Origin of the sequence: Acinetobacter sp. WY4 (genome assembly GCF_018438165.1) — a bacterium.
Taxonomy (GTDB): domain Bacteria; phylum Pseudomonadota; class Gammaproteobacteria; order Pseudomonadales; family Moraxellaceae; genus Acinetobacter.
The window spans coordinates 179,453-200,600 of record NZ_CP053947.1; the positions used below are offsets into that span (position 1 = coordinate 179,453).

Sequence of the window (21,148 nt, forward strand, 5' to 3'; positions counted from 1 at the left end):
TGTTATTTGGCTAAAATATACGCTAAGGTAAAACAAAAAACGTCAGGATGATGACAGATGAATGTACAAGTACAACCAGAAAGTAAGAATGAGGTGATGGTTCAGCCCCAGATGCCGATTAAGAACTATCATGAATTTTATCGCTTCTATTTGACTGAGCATCGGCATATTATTAGCCGCCGTCTGCACGTGGCCGGCAGTAGCATCGGTTTATACTGTTTTGCCAAAGCCATTCGTCAAGGCAAGCCGCGATATTTTGCATATGGTTTACTCTCGGGCTATGCCTGTGCCTGGGTCGGTCATTTTATCTTTGAGCGCAATAAACCAGCCAGCTTCAAACAGCCTGTATATAGCTTTATCTCGGACTGGCGCATGTTTGCCGATGTCCTGCGTGGTAATATCAGTCTGATCGACCTTAAATACGATAAAATTTCCAGTTAAGCCAGAATGACTTTTATCGGAATGTGCCCACTTAAAGCATGAAATTTCGATAAAAGCCTTGCAAGTCTAGAATTATTATTCTAATAATTATGGTATTGCAGATTAGGTTTTTTGATCAACCATTATATTTTAATTAATACATCAGTTTTCCAAGCCTGGAGCGACCTTCTCCGGGCTTTTTTTATGCCTGTTTGCTACCAATAAATGTTCAAGATTTTGCTCATGCTATTGTGTAAATATTCATAGAAGAATTCATGTGGATTTGTGCTGAAAGTAAAAGATCCTTTCTGGCTTTGAAACGTTTCCCCACAAACGAATGACTCAAAACCAGAAAGGATCGGGTATTACAAACACAGGTATTTATTTTTCTGTTTATTTTCTGTGTCTAAGGCTATTTAAGACGCTTCGTGCCGATTGGGCTATCCCTGAAAATGGGTATTTTTAATATTAATTAATTTGAGTACGCTTGAGCCAGGCACGAAAAAAGACAAAAAAATCGCTCTTAGAATTTTGCAACTTCTCCACCAAGTTATCTGCAAAATCCTAAAAGCGTTTGTCGGAGGGCGTAAGCATTAACACGTTATAATTATTGTTATAAGGCCATTAAAACGCAGATTTGAAAGTCCGTATATCCCTGAAAATGGTGATATTTAAGATTTAATTGATAAATTGTGCTAAAAAACTGCAAATCTGTTGCTACCTGGTCTCAGAAACAGCAAGATGGCGGCAATTAAACCGAGTTATGCCTATAATAGAGCCATCCTAGCAAGTGGCGAGCAAAATGCGCGGTTTATATTTAATTACCAATGATGATCCCTTAGAGCTTTTGTTGGCAAAGTTAGAAGGTGCCATGGCCAATGGTGGTGTTGCGGTCTTGCAATATCGTCGTAAAAAAGTGGCGAAAGAAGATCAAATTTACGAAATCGAGTATATGAAAGCCATGTGTGCTGAATATGGTGTACCTTTCGTGATTAATGATGATCTTGAAATGGCGGTTAAATACGGCGTGGGTGTGCATTTAGGCCAGGATGATGGTTCTATTGTCGATGCTGTAGCACGTTTGCCTAAAGGCGTGTTGATTGGCCGTAGTTGTAATAACTCACTTGAGCTGGCTGAACAGGCCATTGCTGATGGTGCAAATTATGTGGCATTCGGCGCAATCTATGCCACTGACAGCAAGCCAGAAGCCGGTAATATTGGTCTGGAAACCTTAAAACTGGCCAAAGAGAAATTCAATGTACCTTTATGTGCCATCGGCGGTTTAACGGTTGAAAATTCAAAGGATGTCATTGAGTCAGGTGCGGATTATTGCGCGGTGATTAGTGATATATTGGGACTTCCTATGAATGCCATTCCTGAACGTTTAGATGAATGGTCTGCGCTTTTTCAAGCTACAGCATAAAATTTTTTGATTGATTTAATTTTGAGTCGAGTGCCTTCATGAGCTTATCTCCAAAGCAAGAACAATTGTTCAAACAAGCCAATAAACATATCCCGGGTGGCGTCAATTCACCTGTACGCGCATTTAATAGTGTCGGTGGGACGCCGGTCTTTATCGAAAAAGCCCAAGGTGCGTATCTGTATGATGTCGATGGCAAACGTTATGTGGACTATGTAGGTTCATGGGGGCCGATGATTTTGGGTCATGCGCATCCAGCGATTATTAAAGCGGTTCAGGATGCCGCAGTAGACGGTTTGAGCTTTGGTGCGCCCACAGTTCATGAAACCACGCTTGCCGATATTATTTGCGAGATCATGCCATCGATTGAACTGGTGCGTATGACCAACTCGGGTACAGAAGCCACCATGACCGCGATTCGTTTAGCGCGTGGTTATACTGGCCGTGACAAGATTGTAAAATTTGAAGGCTGTTATCACGGTCATTCGGATTCATTATTGGTAAAAGCCGGTTCAGGTTTATTGACCAGTGGTGAAGGGGAAGCGACGTCGGCAGGCGTGCCAGCGGATTTTGCAAAACATACGCTGACACTTCCATATAACGACATCGCGACTTTAAAAGAATGCTTTGCCAAATTTGGTTCGGAAATTGCCGGCGTGATTGTTGAGCCAGTCGCAGGCAACATGAACTTGGTGAAACCAATTGACGGTTTCCTGCAAGCGATTCGTGATGTCTGTGATGAACATGGTTCAGTGTTTATCATTGATGAAGTAATGACCGGTTTCCGTGTCGGTTTGGGTGGTGCGCAAGCACATTATGGCGTTACTCCGGATTTAACCACTTTAGGTAAAATCATTGGTGCAGGTCTGCCAGTGGGCGCTTTTGGTGGCAAGCGTGAAGTGATGGAATGTATTGCACCACTGGGTAAGGTATACCAAGCAGGTACATTGTCGGGTAATCCACTGGCAATGCGTGCCGGTATCGAGATGTTCAAGCATTTACGTACCGAAGGTTTTTATGAAAAATTAACCGCACAACTCGAAAAATTGCTCGCCGGTTTACAAACTGCTGCTGATGAAGCAGGCATTCCATTCAAGACCCAACAAGTGGGCGGTATGTTTGGTCTTTACTTTACCGATCAGGAAGATATTACTAGCTTCGACTCTATGCTGAAATGCGATGTCGATGCGTTCCGTAAATTCTTCCATGGCATGTTAAATCGTGGCGTAAACCTTGCACCATCTGCTTTTGAAGCAGGATTTATTTCTGCTGCGCATAGTGATGAAGATATTGCTTACACGATTCAAGCGGCTAAAGAAACTTTTGCTGAGATGAAAGCGTAATACCTCTCCCAAACCCTCTCCTTAAAGGAGAGGGCTTTCATCTATCGAATAGAAATGAAAATTTAAAGACTTCCTCCAGTATTCTTGCGCTATATATGGCTCAGGCTTAGGGGGAATTACATTTAAAATTAGAGATCATTTTCATGCAAACCAAACATTATTTGACTTTAAGCGATGCGGAATTTTTATTAGATCAAGCCCATCAATATGCCATTCAGAACAGTTTTAATGTCAGTATTGCAGTCGTAGATGAAACGGGTAATTTGCTTGCGATGAAGCGTATGGATGGTGCAGCACCGATGACTGCAAATCTGGCCGTCGAAAAGGCTAAATGTTCAGCTATGAGTCGCCATCCCTCCAAACTGTTTGAGGATATTATCAAAGGCGGACAGATGGGTTTTCTGACCATGGAAACTTTCTCAGGAATGTTGGAAGGTGGTGAACCGATTCTGTATCAAGGCCAGCTCGTCGGTGCGATGGGTGTGTCGGGTGTGAAGTCGTTTGAAGATGCGGAGATTGCACAGGTAGCCATTGAGAAATTTTTGGCTAAGCAAAGCTAATCCAAAATAGAAATTGATCAGCTTAATTTAATAAAATCATTCAAAGTTGTACCAAAATGAAGCGTGGAACGTGAAATATCAACTAAAAAGCCCAATCGCTAATGAGTGGGCTTGTCTATATACAATAAAGTTATAATTTAAAAAGGAAATCAAAAGAATTTCGTATAACGTGTATTATGTTAATTTAAGGAAATCTTAAAGTTAATTAACTTATTTCCTTTATTTCCTTTATTTCCTTTATTTCCTTTATTTCCTTTATTTCCTTTATTTCCTTTATTTCCTTTATTTCCTTTATTTCCTCATTGAGTATTTTCAATACTGTTAAACATATATCTAAACGCTGCCTATCTGAAAGATTAGGTACATCACTCGGGTATATCCGAACATTTATTCCATTCCAAATAGACCAATCATTTCCATTTTTGCATGGCTCTACATTTAGAAATTTATCATTACCTGCATAACCTGTAGATGCATTAAATTGTCGTGACTCCATCAAGACTCGCACAATAGGGTGTTTTTTATTAGATTTATTTTCCCAATTTCTTTTTAGTAGCCTATTTACCGTATTTGGCCACCTTATATGAAAACCATTATCACTAAAATATTCTCTAGGTATTAACCAGAATCTGCTATTACGTTTAATTAGGGCATATTTACGGGAATCATATTTTGGCAATCGTGCTTGTTCCTCTAGAGTGTACCTATCAAATTCTTGAGCCAATCGAAGCCGTTGTCTTTCCATTTTGCTACTAATTTTTGCATTTTGTTCTTGCTCTGATAGAGGAATGCATTTAAGTACAAACCATGCCATAAATATTATGAGCAATAAAACTCCGATAAAGCCTTTAGAAGAGTAAGTTTTTATTTTCATTGTTTCAAATAAGGTTAATGATTTAACTACCTAAATTAATCTATAGTTCGATCAATTGCTTGTATTGAATTATGCTTATTTAAGATAATGGCGATTATGCGAAATTAGAACAATAAATGTTCGTGAAATCAAAGTATTTTTAAAATCGGTGCTAAGCTAAAATAGCATGAATTATCATGCTATTTTGTATTTATAAGAGCCTCCCATGCTTTACCCCATCCCTAAAAAAATCCAGCTTTCACCCTCCCAAGCCAAATGGCAGCTGTCCTCAACACAATCTGTTTTGGTACTGGTAGGCCTGCAAAACCTAAGGATGATGGCAGGTATACAAGACAGCGACCTGATGACTCATCTGATCCAGATCAGTAATAAAGCCAAAGCACTGGATATTCCCATTGTCGATCTATACGGCGATGACCTGATGCAAGGCATGCAGCAATTGGGAGAATATGCCTCAACGCATCCGCAACTAATTTTTGCCGGGCAGGTCACACCAATGCTGAAACAGATTTTGCCGCATCTGATGAGTGTGACGGATCAAATCGGTGTGGTCGACGATGCGATTTTATTGGTGAATCAGGAACAGCATATTCAGTGGATTGAAAATATTTCGGCACAGGGGATACATCACTTAAATACCTATAGCCTGACCCGCTTATGGGATTTAAGCGCATCTTCCGAATATGTATTGTCGGCCAAAGGCATTATGTTGGCTGTCGCAGAACAGCTGGATATGGATGCTTTGGAAATTGATCCCTATGTCGACTTAAAAAATTATGGTCTGGATTCGGTAGCGGTGGTGAGTCTAGTCGGTATATGGCGTGCACATGGTGCCAATATCCGTTATGAAGATGTGCTAAAACATCCGTCTTTGCACGAATTGGCAAGCTTCATTTTAAAATCCTCAGGTTGATGCGCTGCGATTGAGCAATTTTATGCGCTAAATCGGAAATTTCATCGTCATTTACATAAATGCGCATTGTAATTATTGGCTAAGCTTTCTATCATTGCCGCCTTGTTTTTCACGATCAGCCTGGGATTGAACTTTGAGTAATTTTCTAACCGAACATCTGATACATCGTGATGACGATTTCATGGTCATCCACAAACCTGCAGGTTTACTCACAGTTCCCGGTAAAACAGAAGACTTACAAGATTGCCTGATCAACCGTCTGGTCAAATTAGAACCCAAAACTTTACTGATTCATCGACTGGATCGCGATACATCCGGTATTTTGGCCTTTGGTCTGAGCAAATGGGGACAAAAAACCATTTCCCGCCAGTTTCAGGAACGCCAGACTGATAAAACCTATCAGGCTATGGTTGCCGGTACACTCGAAGGTGAAGGCACTATTGAAGTGCCAGTGGTGTATGATCCAAGCCGTCCCCCCTTACATATCGCAGATCCCGCACATAATAAGCCGGCCATCACGCATTGGCAGGCGATCGAACATTTTAATATTCAGGGACAGCCCGTGACTCGGGTGAAACTGACCCCAATTACCGGCCGTTCACATCAGCTACGGGTGCATATGCAATATCTCGGACATCCGATTATTGGCGATACCTTATATGCGACATCCGAACAGCAACAGCTCAGCTCGCGTTTATGTTTACACGCGGAACGTTTGAGTTTTTATCATCCTCAAACAGAGCAGTTGGTCGAATTTTATTGTCCGACGCCGTTCTAGGAAATACTTCTTTAATCGGCGTGAATTATGCTCACTTTTTAGTGGGCTTTATGTCAAAATACATTGCTTGAAGGTGTGGAATTTTGCTCCAATGACGTTTCGTGATTGAGCCTAATATTCATAATCTTGTACTTAAGATAAAGGTGGAAAAATTGCAGCAATTTGCTATTGGTCAACGTTGGTTATCAGATACTGAAACAGAACTCGGTTTAGGCGTTCTTATTGATGTTGATGAGCGGTCGGTCAGCATTTTATTCCCGAAAAGCGATGAAACCCGCGTCTATGCACGCAGCAATGCACCCTTATCTCGTATCGTATTTAATGTGAAAGATGAATTACAGGATCAGGAAGGGACCAAGTGGATTGTAGAATCCGTTGAAGACCGCAATGGCGTGGTGCGTTATCATGTCGTTCGTACCTTGGAAGATGGAACTGAAGAACGTAAATCGCTGAATGAAACCCGTATTGGTGCGACCATCCAGCTGTCTAAGCCTCTAGACCGTTTATTGGCCAGTCAGGTTGATTATAAAGAATGGTATGACCTGCGTATTGAAGCACTGCTGATGCAGGCCAATATGCAAAGCAGTCCACTGCGTGGTCTGGTGGGTTCACGTGTCGGTCTGATTCCGCATCAGCTTTATATTGCGCATGAAGTTGGTCAGCGTTTTGCACCGCGTGTATTACTGGCCGATGAAGTGGGTCTGGGTAAAACTATTGAAGCGGGTCTGATCATCCATCAACAGCTGAAAACTGGCCGTTCTGAACGTATCCTGATTTTAGTGCCGGATTCACTGCAATATCAGTGGATGATCGAGATGCGCCGTCGTTTCAATCTTGAGTTCTCGCTGTTTGATTTGACTCGTACGGCATCGATCAAAGAACATGATCCTGAACAGAACCCATTCCTGACCGAACAAAAAATTATTGCCTCTGTCGATTTGATGGTCGACCATGAAGATCTGCGTGAACAGGCACTTGAAGCAGGTTTCGATTTGCTGGTGGTCGATGAAGCGCATCATTTGATGTGGAGTGAAGAAGATGGTGGTAATGACCGTTATGATCTGGTCGAAGAGCTGGCTGAACATACGCCGGGCGTGTTGTTATTGACGGCAACACCTGAACAGCTCGGTGTGGAAAGTCACTTTGCACGCCTACGTTTGCTTGATCCACAGCGTTTTAACTCGCTGGATCGTTTCCTCGACGAAGAAGCACAGTATCAGCATACAGCTAAAATTGCAGAAGTGCTGATGTCAGACATGCCGCTAGAAGCCGAGCATTTAACTGCGATTGAAGCCTTGTTAGGTCATCCGATTGAAGACCATCCTGAGCAGCGTTTCCGTGCCATTCATGAGCTTTTAGACCGTCATGGTACAGGCCGTATCCTGTTCCGTAATACGCGTGAAGCGATTCAAGGTTTCCCGGGCCGTGACTGTCAGCCAGCGCCATTACCGGCACCAGAACATTGGTCTAAAGACGGTAAATTACGTGAGCAAATGTGGCCTGAAGAAGCCCAGTTAGATGGCTCGTGGATGGAAGCTGATCCACGTGTGATGTGGCTGATGGAGCGTTTGCGTACTGATTTAAAACACAAGAAAGTCTTACTGATTGCACGTAGCGGTCCAGTGGTTGAAGCATTGGAAAATGTACTTCGCTTACATGCCGGTATTCGTACGGCAATGTTCCATGAAGGCATGAGCTTATTAGAACGTGACCAGGCCGCAGCTTATTTTGCTGAAGATTCGTATGGCGCGCAGATTCTGCTTTGTTCGGAAATCGGTTCAGAAGGACGTAACTTCCAGTTTGCCTCTGATCTGATTTTGTTCGATTTACCTGCGAACCCGGATGTGCTGGAACAGCGTATTGGTCGTCTGGATCGTATCGGTCAGGAAAACCGCATTCAGATTCACGTGCCTTATCTGGTGGGAACTGCACAAGAACGTATGTTCCGCTGGTATAACGAAGCTTTGAATATTTTCAGCAATATTTCTCCAACTGCACAGACCTTGCAAGAAAATTTTATTGTTCGCTTAAAAGACTGTCTATTGGCGGACAAAGGTCAAGAGTTTGAAGACCTGCTAGAAGAAGTCAGCGTGCAACGTGAAGCGCTGGAAGCTGAATTGCAGGAAGGTCGTGACCGTTTGCTTGAATACAATTCTTGCCGTCCGGTGGTGGCACAGGAAATTGTTAACGCGCTTGAAGACTATGATGACAATACCACTTTGCCGATTTTCATGAAGCGCTTTATGGCGTCTACGAATATCGACTTTGATGAGCAAAGTAACGGTACAGTGATCATCAAGCCAACCGATCAAATGCAGGTTCAAGGTTTGACGCTAGATGAAGAGGGGATTACAGCGACTTTCTATCGTGATCAGGCGCAAATCCGTGAAGATGCCCAATACCTGACACTTGAACATCCATTCACTGAAAGTGTGATGGAAATGATCAATACCCAAGGCTTTGGTAGCACCAACGTTGCGGTATTAAAATCTGCAGCATTGCCACAAGGTTCGGTATTGTTAGAAGTATGGTTCAAGGTCGATGTGGTGGCTCCGAAAGCATTGAACTTGCCGTCTAGCTTGCCGCAACAGTTGATTCGTGTCTTGCTCAGTGAAAAAGGTCAGGATCTATCACAAAAGATTGCACCAGAAATCCTGAAACCTTACTTGCATCATTTAGATGGTAATAGCTGCCGTCAGGTGGTGAAAGCACGTCGTGATGTGATTGAAGCACGTTATCAGCAAGCGCTTGAACTGGCACGCAGTGCATTGCCGGGCTTCAAGCAGCAAGCCAAAGAAGTGTATGGCAATAAATGGCAATATGAAATTGATCGCCTGACCTATTTGAAACAGTTCAACCCAAGTATCCGTGAAGATGAAATTGCACGTTTACAGAAGTTGCAGAAAGAGGGTCTAAGCCTGCTGGATGGTTTATCGGTAACACCGGAAGCGATTCAGGTGATGGTCGTGGTCAAGCCTTAAGCTTTACGCAATAAAAAAATGCAGCTTTCGGGCTGCTTTTTTTATGGGCAAAATCCGGGTTTATTATTTTTTGTCGGAGAATGCTGGTCTGTCATTTTCCTCCTGTTTAAAATTAGCCTACTGAATAATAAGAATGACAAAGTATGTCAAAAGCATTGATTACCCTTGGCACAAAGACCAGTCATGGCGGCATGGTGACTGAATGTGAACCCTCTTTTTTGATCAATAGTATCGCCGTACATTTAAATGGCATGAAGCATTATTGTCCCAAATGCCAGACCATGGTCGGGGCAATTGCTAGCGACTTATCAATTACAGTCAAAGGAAGAGCGGTAGTCATCGCGGGGGATAAAACCAGTTGCGGGGCGATTTTTCTACCCATGCAGCATTTGACTGTATCGCAGAAATAAGTCTGTTATTTTTCTAGAGATAGCGAGAAGTGACTTTGAGGTCATGCGTTGAGCATTTTTGTACTGCCAAATTAATACGCAGCGCATTAAGCTTGGCCTACGATTTCAGGATGAATACGCACTGCGTTTAAAAAATAATGAAGCAAGCCCTACATTTTACTCATGCCAATGGCATCCCTGCGGCAACTTACCAAAAGTTTCTGGACTATTTTCAGCAAGACTATGAGGTCAAAGCGATTCCCTTGATCGGCATGAACCCGCAATATCCAATTACGCGAGACTGGCGTTATCTGGTCGATGAAGTAATTGCAGATATCGAGCAGCAGTTTCCTCAGCAGCAAGTGATTGGCTTAGGACATTCCTTTGGTGGTCTGGTGACCCTGATGGCGGCGTATCGACGTCCCGAACTATTTTCCAAACTGGTCATTATGGATCCACCATTTGTGATTGGAAAAAATAGCGCCATGTTTGAACTGATTAAAAAGCTGAATCTGAAAAGTGTCGATCGTTATACACCCGCAGGAATTACGCTAAAACGCAAAGATTATTGGCCATCGAAACAGGTCGCAATTGAAGCACTCCGGTTTAACCGCTTATTTAAAAATTTCGATGAGCAGTGTTTTGCTGATTATATCGAGAGCGGCATTCAGCCAGAACCTGAACGTGGTGGGGTGACGTTAACTATTCCAAAACAGATAGAAGCGGAAATCTTCCGGACTGTGCCAGCCTGGTGGTGGAGAACACCACGCCGACCGCCTGAAGTGCCGATGCATCTGATGACTGCAGAGCAAAGCCAGTTTTATCAGCAGGGTTTGCCACAAGGGATGCACAAGATTTATCAGATTAATTATTCTGTGGTTGAGGGCGGGCATATGTTCCCGCTTGAGTATCCGGAGGCCACTGCAAAGGCGGTCAAAGCCCAACTTGTACTTTTGTAATCATCATAAAAAAAGAGACGTTGATTACGTCTCTTTTATATAGCTTCATGCAGGTCGGAAAATTAGCGTAGTTGAGAATCTTCCAGATGACGCGCACCTTCAAGAATCATCCGAATCATGATCATGGTCTGTTCGGCAATTTCTTTACGGTCTTCGGCAGGCATATCAATCACATTGGCCCCCATGTTGAAGACCAGTTGGGTAATCGCTTTGGCGGCAATATCCGGATGAAATAACTTCTTATTGTTTAGGCGTTCCAGACGAATCAAATCATCCTGAAGTTCTTGCTGAAAATAATTTAACTGGCGTTCTACCGCCTGTTTATAAGATTTGGAACCGGTATAACCTTCACGCAATAACAGGCTCAGATTGCCTTCATCGGCATCCAGTTGGGCAATAAAGACTTCTACAGAACTGCGGATGATGCTGTTCTGGCGAGAGGCTTGCAGGCGTGCTTCATGCAGAATCTGACGCAATACAATCCCGGCACGATCAATCAGCTCAATGGCCAGTTCATCAATATCTTTAAAATGACGATAGAAGCTGTTCGGTGCAATACCGGCCTCACGCGCGACTTCACGCAAACTTAAAGAAGAAATACTTTTTTGTGGCCCAATCAGATTCAACGCAGCCTGAAACAGTTCTTCCTTGGTAATGGTGGCCTTGCGACCGACACTGCGTACGATAATCGGCTCATCAATGCTTTTCGATTGTAATAAAGATGCGTCACTGCTTATTTCCATTGAAGGCTCGTTCATCGATAGGTTCATGCATGAATCATTTTATTATAACCGAGCCAGTCAAGCTTGTGAAATGATTAGAAACAATACAGTTGTATATACAAATATATATACATATGTATAATAATTAAAAACCCAAGGTGATGTCGCAAACGATGCATGTACTCCAAAAACTTAAAACGCCGTTGAATGCACTGTCTGACAGTGTAATCGATCAGCATGCGATTAATTTCTGGATTCAGAAACTCAATCCTGTATGGTCGTTGAATCAGCCATTAGGCAAGATCGTGCACAAAGAAAATGCAGCACAGGATATGCTGAGTCTGAAAATTCAGGTGAATCGCTTATTTAAGTTTGGTGAAGCAGGGCAGCATCATCCGGTCTATGTGGTGGTGAATGGCATTCGTTATGAACGTAGCTATAGCTTGACCCGTGTCGATTCTCAGCATGTGTTGCTGAATGTGAAAAAAGTCGATGCCGGTAAAGTCAGCACATGGTTTGCAGAACAGGCACAAGTGGGTGATGTGATCGAATTTGGTCACCCTTATGGTGATATGACCTTGCCTGCGCAGACGAGTCCATTGATTTTGCTTGCAGCAGGGAGTGGTATTACTCCAATGCTCAGTATGCTGGAAAGCTTGAGCAAAAAAGGTGAACTATCTGCACCAGTCACTCTCTGGTACTGGGTTAAAAAAGATCAGGATGCCGCATTTAAAGCACGGTTTGAAGAGCTTGCTCAGAAACATGCAAATTTCTCATTTCATGTGTATGCCACTCAAGAACAGCCAGCTGCTGCACGTCTGGATGAAACCTATCTGACCGATCTGCAAAATCTGGAAAATAGCATCGTATATTGCTGTGGTCCTTCAGGTTTTGTATCCAAAGCAGAACAGCTTTTTGCTCAGGCAAAACAGTTTAAAGGTGAAGCCTTTAGCATGAGTTTAGCAGATCTATCGGATACCGGCTTTATTAATGTCACCCTGACCCAGTCGAAAAAAATGGTCAGCATTCCAAAAGGCCAGTCCATTCTGGTGAGCCTGGAACAGCAAAATATTAAACCGACCCATGGTTGCCGTATGGGCATTTGTAATAAATGTGCCTGCAATAAAGTAGAAGGTTCGACCAAGAATTTGGTCAATGGTGCACAAAATACCGAACCCGGCAACCTGCTCAAAATTTGTATTAACTCAGCGCAGACTGACCTTGTCATCGACTTATAAGCGAGTTTTATCTTATGAATATGCCAGTAAAATTACAGTATTTTAAAAATCCTAAAAACCGTGAATTAACCCAGTTTGAACTTGATGAACTTGCACGTGAGCTCGATGCGATTAAGCAAGAAGTGCTAGATGATCTAGGTGAAAAAGATGCGAAATATATCCGTCGTGTCTATTCAACGATTCGTTATTCATCGATTGCCGGTCGTGCCTTGCTGTTTGCAGGCTGGTTCCCGCCAGCATGGTTGTTGGGGACAGGCCTGTTGGGCTTTGCCAAAATTATGGAAAATATGGAACTGGGTCATAACGTTATGCACGGTCAATATGATTGGATGAATGATCCTAAACTCAATGGTCAGACCTATGAATGGGATATCGTAGGGACTTCAGACAACTGGCGTCAAACCCATAACTTCAAGCATCATACTTATACCAATATTAAAGGTATGGATGATGATATCGGTTATGGCCTATTACGCCTGTTCCCGGAACAGCGCTGGAAACCGGGATATTTATTGCAACCGATTTATGCAGTGCCATTCTGTTTATTGTTCCAGTGGGGCGTTGCGATTCAGAATCTTGAATTGGGTAAATACTTCAAAGGTCGCAAAAGCAAAGAGCAGACCAAAGAAGAATGGCGTCCAATGCAGAATAAAATCGGTAAGCAGCTGTTTAAAGATTATGTATTCTTTCCACTCATCGCAGGTCCTGCGGCTTTACCGGTTTTGACCGGCAATATGGTGGCCAATGGTCTGCGTAATATCTGGACATTCAGTATCATTTTCTGTGGTCACTTTACCAAAGATGTGGAAGTATTCCCGAAATCGGTACTGCAAAATGAAAGTCGTGGTCACTGGTATATGCGCCAGATTCGTGGTTCATCCAATCTGACTGGTTCTGAAGCGTTTCATATCTTGACGGGTCATTTAAGTCATCAGATTGAACATCATTTGTATCCTGATGTACCTGCACGTCGCTATCGTCAAATGGCACCGAAAGTTCAGGCTGTTTGTGAAAAATATGGTTTGAACTATAACAATGCCAGCTTGGTAAAACAGTACGGTAGTGTGATCAAACGTATTGTGAAATATGCATTTCCGTTTAAGAAATAATTTTTCTTAAAGCTAAAAAAACTACTTCAAATGAAGTGGTTTTTTTAGCTAGGAGGCGAATACTTCAGGAAGTAAAAATCCTGATTACGAAGCTATTTAAGATGATTTCAAGGCATAAAGTAAAAAAGTTAATCTGCCATTTATAGCGTTGTCTAAAGGTGTTTAGTAGGTTAACCCGATAGAATGGAAAGGACTAATATGGCATCGAATGAGCTGAAATATTAATTTTTGGAAGCTGTTGATCTTGACCCTCAAAATAGCTTTGCTGCGCCAGACTGAGCATTTCTATATCTTCCTTGCTATTCCCATAAGCATAAATTTCAGCATAATTATCCAGATTATATTTTTCTAGAATTCTAATTTTCTTTTGTGTGTTACTACAGTCAGGAGTTTGATAAAACCCTGTCAATTTCCCAGCTTTGATTTCAACTTCGCTACAGATTAAATCGATATTTAAATAACTGCACACCGGTTTAAGATACAAATCCAATGAGGCTGATACCAGCACGACTTCATGTCCTAATTGTTGATGCTGTTTAAGTTGTTCTAATAATTTCGGATTCAACTTGAATATTAGTTGTTGTGCATAATCCTGAGCTAATTGCAGAATTTCCTCTGCATCACTGTTTTTAAACATGCTGGCATACAATTTGGGTCGCATGCGGTGTGCCGGATAGAAATTTAAATAATAGGCCTGTATCCATGGCAAAATTTGCATGCCGCGTTTCACAATATGCCGTTTTCTTAAGGCATGGAAAATGAACCCGGTAAAGCTATCATGTAGATACAGGGTTCCATCAAAATCAAATAAGGCTAGAGTTTTAGATTTTTGATTTTGCGCATGCATGTTTGATATCGACCATCGACGCGGGTAGCAAACCAGTTAGTATTATAATCACGACTTAATTTTGGTCCGGAAATGACCACTTCAGGCATAATGGCATAGATAGGATCTTTACCCGTTTTTTCCTGATAAAGCTTGCTGACACCACGATAAGTCATCGTATCTTCAAAGTCTTTATCTTTTTCTTTCTTTAAATCAGCTCGGATTTGACGTTCAGTGATAATAAAATTATTTTTGGCAAAAACACTGATTAACTCACGCTCAGATTGACTCTTCTGCGAACGGATCGCGCCATCTTTAGTATAGAGCAATAAGTCGCCATCCAGATCAAGTTCGGCTTCAGTTAAATCATTTAACATGCTCTGAAAAGCGGCATTTCGACTGGAATACATGCCCGAGTTATAGTCCGCAAAACGATAAATTGGCTTGTCATAATCCGCCGGATACATCATCAGGCGATGAATCCCATAATACAGACCGCCATATTGACTGTAGAGATCGGTACGTAACTCTGCGATATTGCCGCCTTGGCGTTTATGTTCTTTCGCATAGCTGATATGTACCTGCATTGAACCCAAGGTGGTAATTGGATTCATTTTCTCGCCAATATTCTGGCCGACCAGTTTGGCAGCACCAGTCAGGGCGCTAACATGATAATGCTTTGACATATAATCAAATATTTCACGATATAATTCGTCGAGTTCACGTTCGGTTTTGACCCGGCGCATCTGGCTTAAGTAGTTGTCTTCAGGACTCGGATGGTTCTTGAGAACTTCCTGGAAATATCCTGCAACTGTGCCACCAATTGCTTGACCAAGCTTATCTTTGAATTTTTCATCAAGGCGACCTTGGACTTCCTTAACCGCCTTTTCACCCAAACCCGGAACAGTAGGATCTGCAACAAAGTTAGATTCCTGATCAACCACTGCCACAATCGTACAAACATTTTCCTTGGTCTGAGGAATGCCGAGCTGTTCGGTAATGTCATAAATATCTTGTGCCCAAGACTCACGTTGGTTGACACGGTTTGGAATAGCTTTGCGAATATGTTCAACTTCAAGTGTCGGTTCATCATCTTTTGACCACCATGAACCATTGCCACAACCGGCAAGACCCAGAGAAAGTACAAGTACAGACAATGACTTAAAAGAAAAACAAGAAGCGAAAGTTTTATTCATGGTGTCGTAAATTAATTGAAAAGATGAGCGAATAAGGCAGATGCAGTATACTATGCCCATCAAAAAAGTGATGAATTTATATGTATATTGGTCCATATCAACTGTCAAACAATTTGATTGTCGCTCCCATGGCAGGTGTGACCGATCGTCCGTTTAGAACCTTGTGCAAATACTTTGGTGCAGGCCATGCTGTCAGTGAAATGATGACATCTGACAAAACTTTGCGCATGAGTAAAAAGAGCTTATATCGTGCCAATTTTGATGGAGAGCTGGCACCGATTTCAGCGCAGATTGCTGGTTCAGATCCCCATGATCTGGCTGAAGCGGCACGTTATCAGGTGGCCAATGGTGCGCAAATTGTTGATATTAATATGGGCTGCCCAGCCAAAAAGGTCTGTAACCGACTCGCCGGTTCTGCTTTATTGCAGGATGAAGATCTAGTTGCGCGTATTCTGGATGCAGTTGTGGCTGCAGTTGATGTGCCAGTGACCTTAAAAACCCGTCTTGGTTATTTGAACGGCCAGGAAAATATTATACGGGTCGCCAAACGTGCTGAACAAGCCGGAATTGCGGCACTGGCTTTACATGGCCGTACCCGTGAAGATATGTACCTGAATACCGCGCGTTATTCTTTAATCAAAGACGTAAAGGAAATGTTGAAGATTCCCGTGATTGCTAACGGTGATATCGACAGTCCGGAAAAAGCCAAATATGTGCTGGATTATACTGGTGCAGACGCAATTATGATTGGTCGTGCAGCACAAGGTCGGCCCTGGATTTTTCGTGAAATTGCCCATTATTTGAAAACCGGTCAACATCTTGATGCACCGAGTATTACAGAAGTGAAAGATGTTCTATTGGGACATTTGACAGAATTATACGAGTTCTATGGCGAGTATTCCGGCTGCCGGATTTCCCGTAAACATATTGCCTGGTACACCAAAGGACTGCGTTCTAGTAATGAATTTCGTCAAAGCATGTATCAGGTAGAAAATACCGCTGACCAGTATCGTGTGGTAGAAGATTATTTTAATGCACTGCTAGAACATGGTTTAACCATGAATGATGTACAGGTCGAGCAGGTGAATTTACTGGAAACCAAGTAATGACGGGCAAAATTCAGCGAATCATGTAATATTTTTTGCATGAAATCCCTACCTTTTTTATCTTGAGCAGGCGGATTTTTGCATTCTGTTTACACTTCAGCCTGTCTAATACATAGCAGCACAGTTTGTTCACTTAAACTGGACAGGACTTGGACATTGCTTACTCAAGCTTCCTCTATGATGAACCTATCCAGATATAAACCAGATGTGATCCATCTTGTTTATCGTCATCATTGAGGGAGATCTGTAATGACAAATACCAATCGTCCAGTCACAGAGTTTAGCCATAAAACGTCAACGGAATTGCCACAAGAACGCAGTGAAGGCCTGAATATCAATCCGACTGATACCAATGCGCGTCCAGATTTGAATACACCCGTGAAAGATAATCCTCGTGTTCCAGACATGAATGAAGGTGAAGATAATCTGGCTGCGACCAGTGCCGGTACTTTGGGCGGAGCTGCGGTAGGCGCAGTTGCAGGTCTGGTGGGTGGCCCTCCAGGTGCAGTGGTGGGTGGTATTATCGGTGGAGTGGTTGGCGGTATTGCAGGTAATGACATTGCAACGTCTGATCATGGGAAGCAGACAGATAATTACCAGCATCCAGAGAACTTGCCTGAGGCAAATAATTATCGACATCCAGATCATTTGAGTGCAGAAGATAATTACTGGAGAGATGAGTATCATAATCGCCCGTATTTCAATGAAACGCGTAGCACATATGGCGATCTAGATTATGATCGTGATTATCGCGGTGCTTATCGGGTCGGTTATGAAAACCGTCCGATGTATGAGCATGATACGGATTTTGATCGTGCCGAACCTGAACTGCGTACCAAGTGGGAACAGTTAAAAGGTGAGTCCCGCCTCAATTGGGAAGAAGCTAAATTTGCAGTTAAAGATGCCTGGCATCGTGTCACACGCTAATTCTAAATAAACTAAAAACCTCTCCATGTGAGAGGTTTTCTTATGATTCAATGATTAAAGATGCTTCATTTCCAGTACGAGCTGGTTAATCAAATCGGAAGCTTCCATTTCACGAATCTGCGCCACATTTGAACCTGCCCAGAATGCGCCATACCCTTGATCCCCATGTTTGGCAGCAGCAGCATGTAATTGCTTGGCCAGATCATAAGTATATGGATAAGCGGGAACATCCAGCCGATCGGGTGTATCCACCTCAATATGCCAGTGGTTAATAATGCCACGTGCAGGACGACCGGAAATACTGGCACTCACCTGAGTGAGTGGCTTGGAAAATAAGGCTTTACGATAGGCATCATTGGCATTAGAAGATTTACACTGCACAAATGCAGTCCCAAGTTGCACGGCATCTGCACCGAAATCCATCATTTGACGCGCTTGCTCACCCGTCATAATCCCGCCTGCCGCTACAATCGGCAAGGAAGAATGCTGTTTGATCAGCTTCACCAGATTGGAGGTTTTGACTGAAGCATCAAACTTGGTGCTAAAAATCCCGCGATGGCCACCAGCCTCAATACCCTGCGCAATAATGATATCAATTCCGGCTGCTTCAATAGCTTTAGCTTCGGCAAAATTGGTGGCAGACACCATGGTCAGAATCCCGGCCTGTTTTAAGGCTTGAATCTGATGCGGATGCGGAATCCCAAAATGAAAGCTGACTGCTCGCGGTTTGGTTTCTAATACCAGATTCAGGAAGTTATCATTGTCTTTAAAACTCGGATAAATGCATTCCAAATGATCCGGTGCCTGAGCGCCATATTCGGCAAATTTATCTTTAAATTGTGCAATCCATGCCTGCGCTACAGCCTCATCTACAGGTACACTCTCATGACAGAAAAAATTAACCTGAAAAGGGCAATCTGTCAGTTCCTGGGTCTTTAAAATCTGTTGTCGTGCAGTCTCGATACTGCTGGCCCCCAGACCCAGTGAGCCCAAGCCGCCCTGATTGGAAACTTCGGCAGCAAGCTCAGGTGTAGAGACACCTGCCATCGGTGCCAAGAAAATAGGATGTTTAATTCCGAGATTTTCTAATAAAGACATAGATTTGCTCCTTGTTATGCTTTTACTTTGCCCTTGAGCACAAAATTAAGCAACTCATATTGGTTATTTTATTTTGAAATACTGCAGCATGGGTTACGTGTTATTTACATTTCTTGCGACACGCTACGTCGCCAAGAAGATAGAACTTTTATTAGCCTAGAATTGAACACTTTATAATAGCTTTTTGGTCACATATTCTCTGAGCTCATGTCTGATCGTATCCGTGAAAAACTGCAAATTTTAGCCGATGCTGCCAAGTATGATGTGTCTTGTTCATCTAGTGGTAGCAACCGTAAAAATAAAGACAAGGGTGTGGGCAATACCGGGAATGGTATCTGTCATAGTTATACCGAAGATGGCCGCTGTGTGTCCTTATTGAAAATTCTGTTCTCTAATGTCTGTATTTTTGACTGTTCCTATTGTGTTTCGCGCCGTTCCAATGACGTCCAGCGTGCAGCATTTACCGTGCAGGAAGTCGTCGATCTGACCATGAATTTTTATCGGCGTAATTATATTGAGGGGCTGTTTCTCAGTTCGGGAATTTTTAAATCGGCCGATCACACCATGGAACGGATGCTACAGGTGGTCAAAAAACTTAGACTCGAAGAAAACTTTAATGGCTATATCCATCTGAAAACTATTCCGGGTGCATCACAGGAGATCATTACCGAAGCCGGACTGTATGTCGACCGTATGAGTATTAATCTTGAAATGCCGACGGAAGCGGGACTGCAAAAATTTGCGCCTGAGAAAACCCATGCCGAAGTACAAAAAGACTTGGGCATTGTACGCGACCGATTGATCCAGCTCAAAGATGAACGCAAGCTGATCAAGTCAGTCCCCAAGTTTGTACCTGCCGGACAAACCACACAGATGGTGGTGGGCGCGCATAGTGAAACCGATCAGGATATTATTTTGATGGCTGATCGGCATTACAAGGAATTCAAGCTGAAAAGGGTGTATTTCTCTGGTTATATCCCGATTAATCCTGAAGATAAAGCCTTACCCGCCATCGGTTCAGCACCGCCATTATTAAGAGAAAATCGTCTGTATCAATCTGACTGGCTGATGCGTTTTTATGGCTTTGCTGCTGATGAAATTGTCGATGAGCAGCATCCGAATCTGGAGCTGGAGATTGATCCCAAACTCAGTTGGGCCTTGCGTCATCCTGAAGCCTTTCCAGTCGATATTAACCGTGCCGACTATAAAATGATTCTACGGGTACCCGGTATAGGTGTACGTTCTGCCCAGAAAATTGTACAGGCCCGCCGTTTTGGACAGATTCATATTGACCAGCTAAAACGCATGGGCGTGGCTTATAACCGGGCGCAGCATTTTATCCGCTGTGCAGATACACCGAAATTTAAGAAAGATCAGCAGTCCCATCAGATTCGCCAGCAAATTTTGATGTCAGGACAATCCAAATATCAGCAGCAACTTTCACCTCAATTAGGATTGGGTTTCTAGTGGCAAGTTACTGTTTTGATGGCAGCATGACTGGTCTGCTCAGTTGTGTATTTCGTGCTTTCGAGTTTAAAGAATTTAACGTGATAGTGACGGCCAATCCTCAAGCACAAACAGGTTTATTTGATGAATTTATCCATGTGGCCTCTAATGATCAGCATGGGCAGCGGGTGTGGCAGGGATTAAAGCAGAAAGTATCTTCCAGCAGTTTGCGTGCTTTTTACTATACGTTTTTGTCAGAGCAGGAAGCAGCGTTCCAGACTCTTTTTGATTTTGCAGTCTATGTCTTTCAAAACCAGCGTCCAGTCGATAAAGATTATGGTCATACTGCGGTGATCGGCATGTCGCAATGGGCCAAGCAAGTGGGGCGGGAAAAGCATCGTATGGAGGCTTTTGTACGCTTTAAAAAAGCCAAAGATGGTTTGTTTCTGAGTCTGGTCAGACCGGATTTTAATGTCTTGCCGATTATTTCCCGACATTTTCAGGAGCGTTATCAGGATCAAAGCTGGCTGATTTATGACGAGCAGCGTAATTACGGTATTTATTATAATTTAAGGCAGATGCATCAGGTCGAGATGAACGCTGAAATAATCGATCCACAAATCCGGATTGGTCATAGTCAATCATTCAGTATTGAACTGGATGATCAAGAGCTGCTATATGATCAGCTCTGGAAAGACTATTTTAACAGTGTGAATATTCAGGCGCGCAAGAACATGAAATTGCATATTCAATATGTGCCAAAGCGCTACTGGCGTTATATGAATGAGAAATTACTTTAAACAGTACATCAAGCTGCTTTCAGGCATAATAAGCATTGGTATA

20 protein-coding genes are annotated in these 21,148 nt (G+C 42.8%); 15 read left to right on the forward strand and 5 right to left on the reverse strand.

The annotated features are described in order from the left end of the window. The first annotated feature begins 57 nt into the window (after nucleotides 1-57). The 4 genes from G4D73_RS00850 (at nucleotide 58) to G4D73_RS00865 (ending at nucleotide 3,743) form a co-directional block, all read left to right on the forward strand. Nucleotides 58-441 (forward strand): DUF962 domain-containing protein, encoded by a 384-nt coding sequence (locus tag G4D73_RS00850; RefSeq protein ID WP_005104473.1) that lies wholly within the window; start codon nucleotides 58-60, stop codon nucleotides 439-441. Nucleotides 442-1,222: 781 nt separating this feature from the next. Then, complete coding sequence (thiE, locus tag G4D73_RS00855; protein WP_213687148.1) at nucleotides 1,223-1,843, forward strand: thiamine phosphate synthase; 621 nt, start codon at nucleotides 1,223-1,225, stop codon at nucleotides 1,841-1,843. A gap of 38 nt (nucleotides 1,844-1,881) precedes the next feature. Further along, entirely contained in the window at nucleotides 1,882-3,183 is a 1,302-nt protein-coding gene (gene hemL / locus G4D73_RS00860) for a glutamate-1-semialdehyde 2,1-aminomutase (RefSeq protein ID WP_004280005.1), read from the forward strand. 143 nt (nucleotides 3,184-3,326) lie between these two features. After that, nucleotides 3,327-3,743 (forward strand): GlcG/HbpS family heme-binding protein, encoded by a 417-nt coding sequence (locus tag G4D73_RS00865; RefSeq protein ID WP_004280003.1) that lies wholly within the window; start codon nucleotides 3,327-3,329, stop codon nucleotides 3,741-3,743. A 205-nt stretch (nucleotides 3,744-3,948) separates the two neighbouring features. Here the strand turns inward: G4D73_RS00865 and G4D73_RS00870 are convergent, their stop codons facing one another. After that, entirely contained in the window at nucleotides 3,949-4,617 is a 669-nt protein-coding gene (locus tag G4D73_RS00870; protein WP_228305176.1) for a hypothetical protein, read from the reverse strand. A 205-nt stretch (nucleotides 4,618-4,822) separates the two neighbouring features. Between G4D73_RS00870 and G4D73_RS00875 the strand changes: the two genes are divergently transcribed. The 5 genes from G4D73_RS00875 to G4D73_RS00895 all read left to right on the forward strand — a co-directional run bounded on the left by G4D73_RS00875 (nucleotide 4,823) and on the right by G4D73_RS00895 (nucleotide 10,637). Further along, nucleotides 4,823-5,530, forward strand: coding sequence for a phosphopantetheine-binding protein (locus G4D73_RS00875; RefSeq protein ID WP_213687149.1), 708 nt, complete (start codon nucleotides 4,823-4,825; stop codon nucleotides 5,528-5,530). Between the two features lie 133 nt (nucleotides 5,531-5,663). After that, nucleotides 5,664-6,308, forward strand: a complete 645-nt coding sequence (locus G4D73_RS00880; RefSeq protein ID WP_213687150.1) for an RluA family pseudouridine synthase — start codon at nucleotides 5,664-5,666, stop codon at nucleotides 6,306-6,308. A 143-nt stretch (nucleotides 6,309-6,451) separates the two neighbouring features. Further along, a complete protein-coding gene (gene rapA / locus G4D73_RS00885) occupies nucleotides 6,452-9,289 on the forward strand; it encodes an RNA polymerase-associated protein RapA (RefSeq protein ID WP_213687151.1) in 2,838 nt (945 codons plus the stop codon). 143 nt (nucleotides 9,290-9,432) lie between these two features. Beyond that, entirely contained in the window at nucleotides 9,433-9,699 is a 267-nt protein-coding gene (locus G4D73_RS00890; protein WP_213687152.1) for a PAAR domain-containing protein, read from the forward strand. A 137-nt stretch (nucleotides 9,700-9,836) separates the two neighbouring features. Beyond that, nucleotides 9,837-10,637: an alpha/beta fold hydrolase gene (locus G4D73_RS00895; RefSeq protein WP_213687153.1), complete on the forward strand. Its 801-nt coding sequence runs from the start codon at nucleotides 9,837-9,839 to the stop codon at nucleotides 10,635-10,637. A 62-nt stretch (nucleotides 10,638-10,699) separates the two neighbouring features. Here the strand turns inward: G4D73_RS00895 and fabR are convergent, their stop codons facing one another. Further along, nucleotides 10,700-11,380: an HTH-type transcriptional repressor FabR gene (gene fabR, locus G4D73_RS00900; protein WP_213687154.1), complete on the reverse strand. Its 681-nt coding sequence runs from the start codon at nucleotides 11,378-11,380 to the stop codon at nucleotides 10,700-10,702. A gap of 152 nt (nucleotides 11,381-11,532) precedes the next feature. Here fabR and G4D73_RS00905 point away from each other — a divergent pair, with 152 nt between their 5' ends. Further along, a complete protein-coding gene (locus G4D73_RS00905; RefSeq protein WP_213687155.1) occupies nucleotides 11,533-12,597 on the forward strand; it encodes a flavin reductase family protein in 1,065 nt (354 codons plus the stop codon). Between the two features lie 14 nt (nucleotides 12,598-12,611). Then, nucleotides 12,612-13,706, forward strand: a complete 1,095-nt coding sequence (locus G4D73_RS00910) for a fatty acid desaturase family protein (protein ID WP_004279989.1) — start codon at nucleotides 12,612-12,614, stop codon at nucleotides 13,704-13,706. A gap of 193 nt (nucleotides 13,707-13,899) precedes the next feature. Here the strand turns inward: G4D73_RS00910 and G4D73_RS00915 are convergent, their stop codons facing one another. Both G4D73_RS00915 and G4D73_RS00920 read right to left on the reverse strand, forming a co-directional pair. Then, nucleotides 13,900-14,553 carry an HAD-IB family hydrolase gene (locus tag G4D73_RS00915; protein WP_004729896.1) on the reverse strand — a complete coding sequence of 218 codons (654 nt, stop codon included), beginning with the start codon at nucleotides 14,551-14,553 and terminating at the stop codon, nucleotides 13,900-13,902. Further along, nucleotides 14,520-15,728 carry a DUF1615 family protein gene (locus G4D73_RS00920; protein ID WP_004646653.1) on the reverse strand — a complete coding sequence of 403 codons (1,209 nt, stop codon included), beginning with the start codon at nucleotides 15,726-15,728 and terminating at the stop codon, nucleotides 14,520-14,522. The genes G4D73_RS00915 and G4D73_RS00920 overlap by 34 nt, the downstream gene beginning before the upstream one ends. 80 nt (nucleotides 15,729-15,808) lie before the next feature. Between G4D73_RS00920 and dusB the strand changes: the two genes are divergently transcribed. Beyond that, a complete protein-coding gene (dusB, locus tag G4D73_RS00925; protein ID WP_004646654.1) occupies nucleotides 15,809-16,834 on the forward strand; it encodes a tRNA dihydrouridine synthase DusB in 1,026 nt (341 codons plus the stop codon). A gap of 249 nt (nucleotides 16,835-17,083) precedes the next feature. Beyond that, nucleotides 17,084-17,761 (forward strand): hypothetical protein, encoded by a 678-nt coding sequence (locus G4D73_RS00930; protein WP_180038555.1) that lies wholly within the window; start codon nucleotides 17,084-17,086, stop codon nucleotides 17,759-17,761. 54 nt (nucleotides 17,762-17,815) lie between these two features. Here G4D73_RS00930 and G4D73_RS00935 read toward each other — a convergent pair whose 3' ends face one another. Further along, entirely contained in the window at nucleotides 17,816-18,859 is a 1,044-nt protein-coding gene (locus G4D73_RS00935; protein WP_213687156.1) for an NAD(P)H-dependent flavin oxidoreductase, read from the reverse strand. A gap of 207 nt (nucleotides 18,860-19,066) precedes the next feature. Here G4D73_RS00935 and G4D73_RS00940 point away from each other — a divergent pair, with 207 nt between their 5' ends. Together G4D73_RS00940 and G4D73_RS00945 are read left to right on the forward strand one after the other, a co-directional pair. Beyond that, the gene (locus G4D73_RS00940) at nucleotides 19,067-20,326 is read left to right on the forward strand and encodes a putative DNA modification/repair radical SAM protein (RefSeq protein WP_213687157.1); all 1,260 of its coding nucleotides are present in this window, start codon (nucleotides 19,067-19,069) and stop codon (nucleotides 20,324-20,326) included. Further along, nucleotides 20,326-21,105, forward strand: coding sequence for a TIGR03915 family putative DNA repair protein (locus G4D73_RS00945; protein WP_213687158.1), 780 nt, complete (start codon nucleotides 20,326-20,328; stop codon nucleotides 21,103-21,105). Before G4D73_RS00940 ends, G4D73_RS00945 begins: the two co-directional genes overlap by 1 nt. Nucleotides 21,106-21,148: the final 43 nt, after the last annotated feature.

Excerpts from the sequence above, each read along its gene's own strand:
- G4D73_RS00850 (WP_005104473.1), top strand. The coding sequence starts at position 58 with ATGAATGTACAAGTACAACCAGAAAGTAAGAATGAGGTGATGGTTCAG.
- thiE (WP_213687148.1), top strand. The coding sequence starts at position 1,223 with ATGCGCGGTTTATATTTAATTACCAATGATGATCCCTTAGAGCTTTTG.
- hemL (WP_004280005.1), top strand. The coding sequence starts at position 1,882 with ATGAGCTTATCTCCAAAGCAAGAACAATTGTTCAAACAAGCCAATAAA.
- G4D73_RS00865 (WP_004280003.1), top strand. The coding sequence starts at position 3,327 with ATGCAAACCAAACATTATTTGACTTTAAGCGATGCGGAATTTTTATTA.
- G4D73_RS00870 (WP_228305176.1), bottom strand. The coding sequence starts at position 4,617 with ATGAAAATAAAAACTTACTCTTCTAAAGGCTTTATCGGAGTTTTATTG.
- G4D73_RS00875 (WP_213687149.1), top strand. The coding sequence starts at position 4,823 with ATGCTTTACCCCATCCCTAAAAAAATCCAGCTTTCACCCTCCCAAGCC.
- G4D73_RS00890 (WP_213687152.1), top strand. The coding sequence starts at position 9,433 with ATGTCAAAAGCATTGATTACCCTTGGCACAAAGACCAGTCATGGCGGC.
- G4D73_RS00895 (WP_213687153.1), top strand. The coding sequence starts at position 9,837 with ATGAAGCAAGCCCTACATTTTACTCATGCCAATGGCATCCCTGCGGCA.
- fabR (WP_213687154.1), bottom strand. The coding sequence starts at position 11,380 with ATGGAAATAAGCAGTGACGCATCTTTATTACAATCGAAAAGCATTGAT.
- G4D73_RS00905 (WP_213687155.1), top strand. The coding sequence starts at position 11,533 with ATGCATGTACTCCAAAAACTTAAAACGCCGTTGAATGCACTGTCTGAC.
- G4D73_RS00910 (WP_004279989.1), top strand. The coding sequence starts at position 12,612 with ATGAATATGCCAGTAAAATTACAGTATTTTAAAAATCCTAAAAACCGT.
- G4D73_RS00915 (WP_004729896.1), bottom strand. The coding sequence starts at position 14,553 with ATGCATGCGCAAAATCAAAAATCTAAAACTCTAGCCTTATTTGATTTT.
- G4D73_RS00920 (WP_004646653.1), bottom strand. The coding sequence starts at position 15,728 with ATGAATAAAACTTTCGCTTCTTGTTTTTCTTTTAAGTCATTGTCTGTA.
- dusB (WP_004646654.1), top strand. The coding sequence starts at position 15,809 with ATGTATATTGGTCCATATCAACTGTCAAACAATTTGATTGTCGCTCCC.
- G4D73_RS00930 (WP_180038555.1), top strand. The coding sequence starts at position 17,084 with ATGACAAATACCAATCGTCCAGTCACAGAGTTTAGCCATAAAACGTCA.
- G4D73_RS00935 (WP_213687156.1), bottom strand. The coding sequence starts at position 18,859 with ATGTCTTTATTAGAAAATCTCGGAATTAAACATCCTATTTTCTTGGCA.
- G4D73_RS00940 (WP_213687157.1), top strand. The coding sequence starts at position 19,067 with ATGTCTGATCGTATCCGTGAAAAACTGCAAATTTTAGCCGATGCTGCC.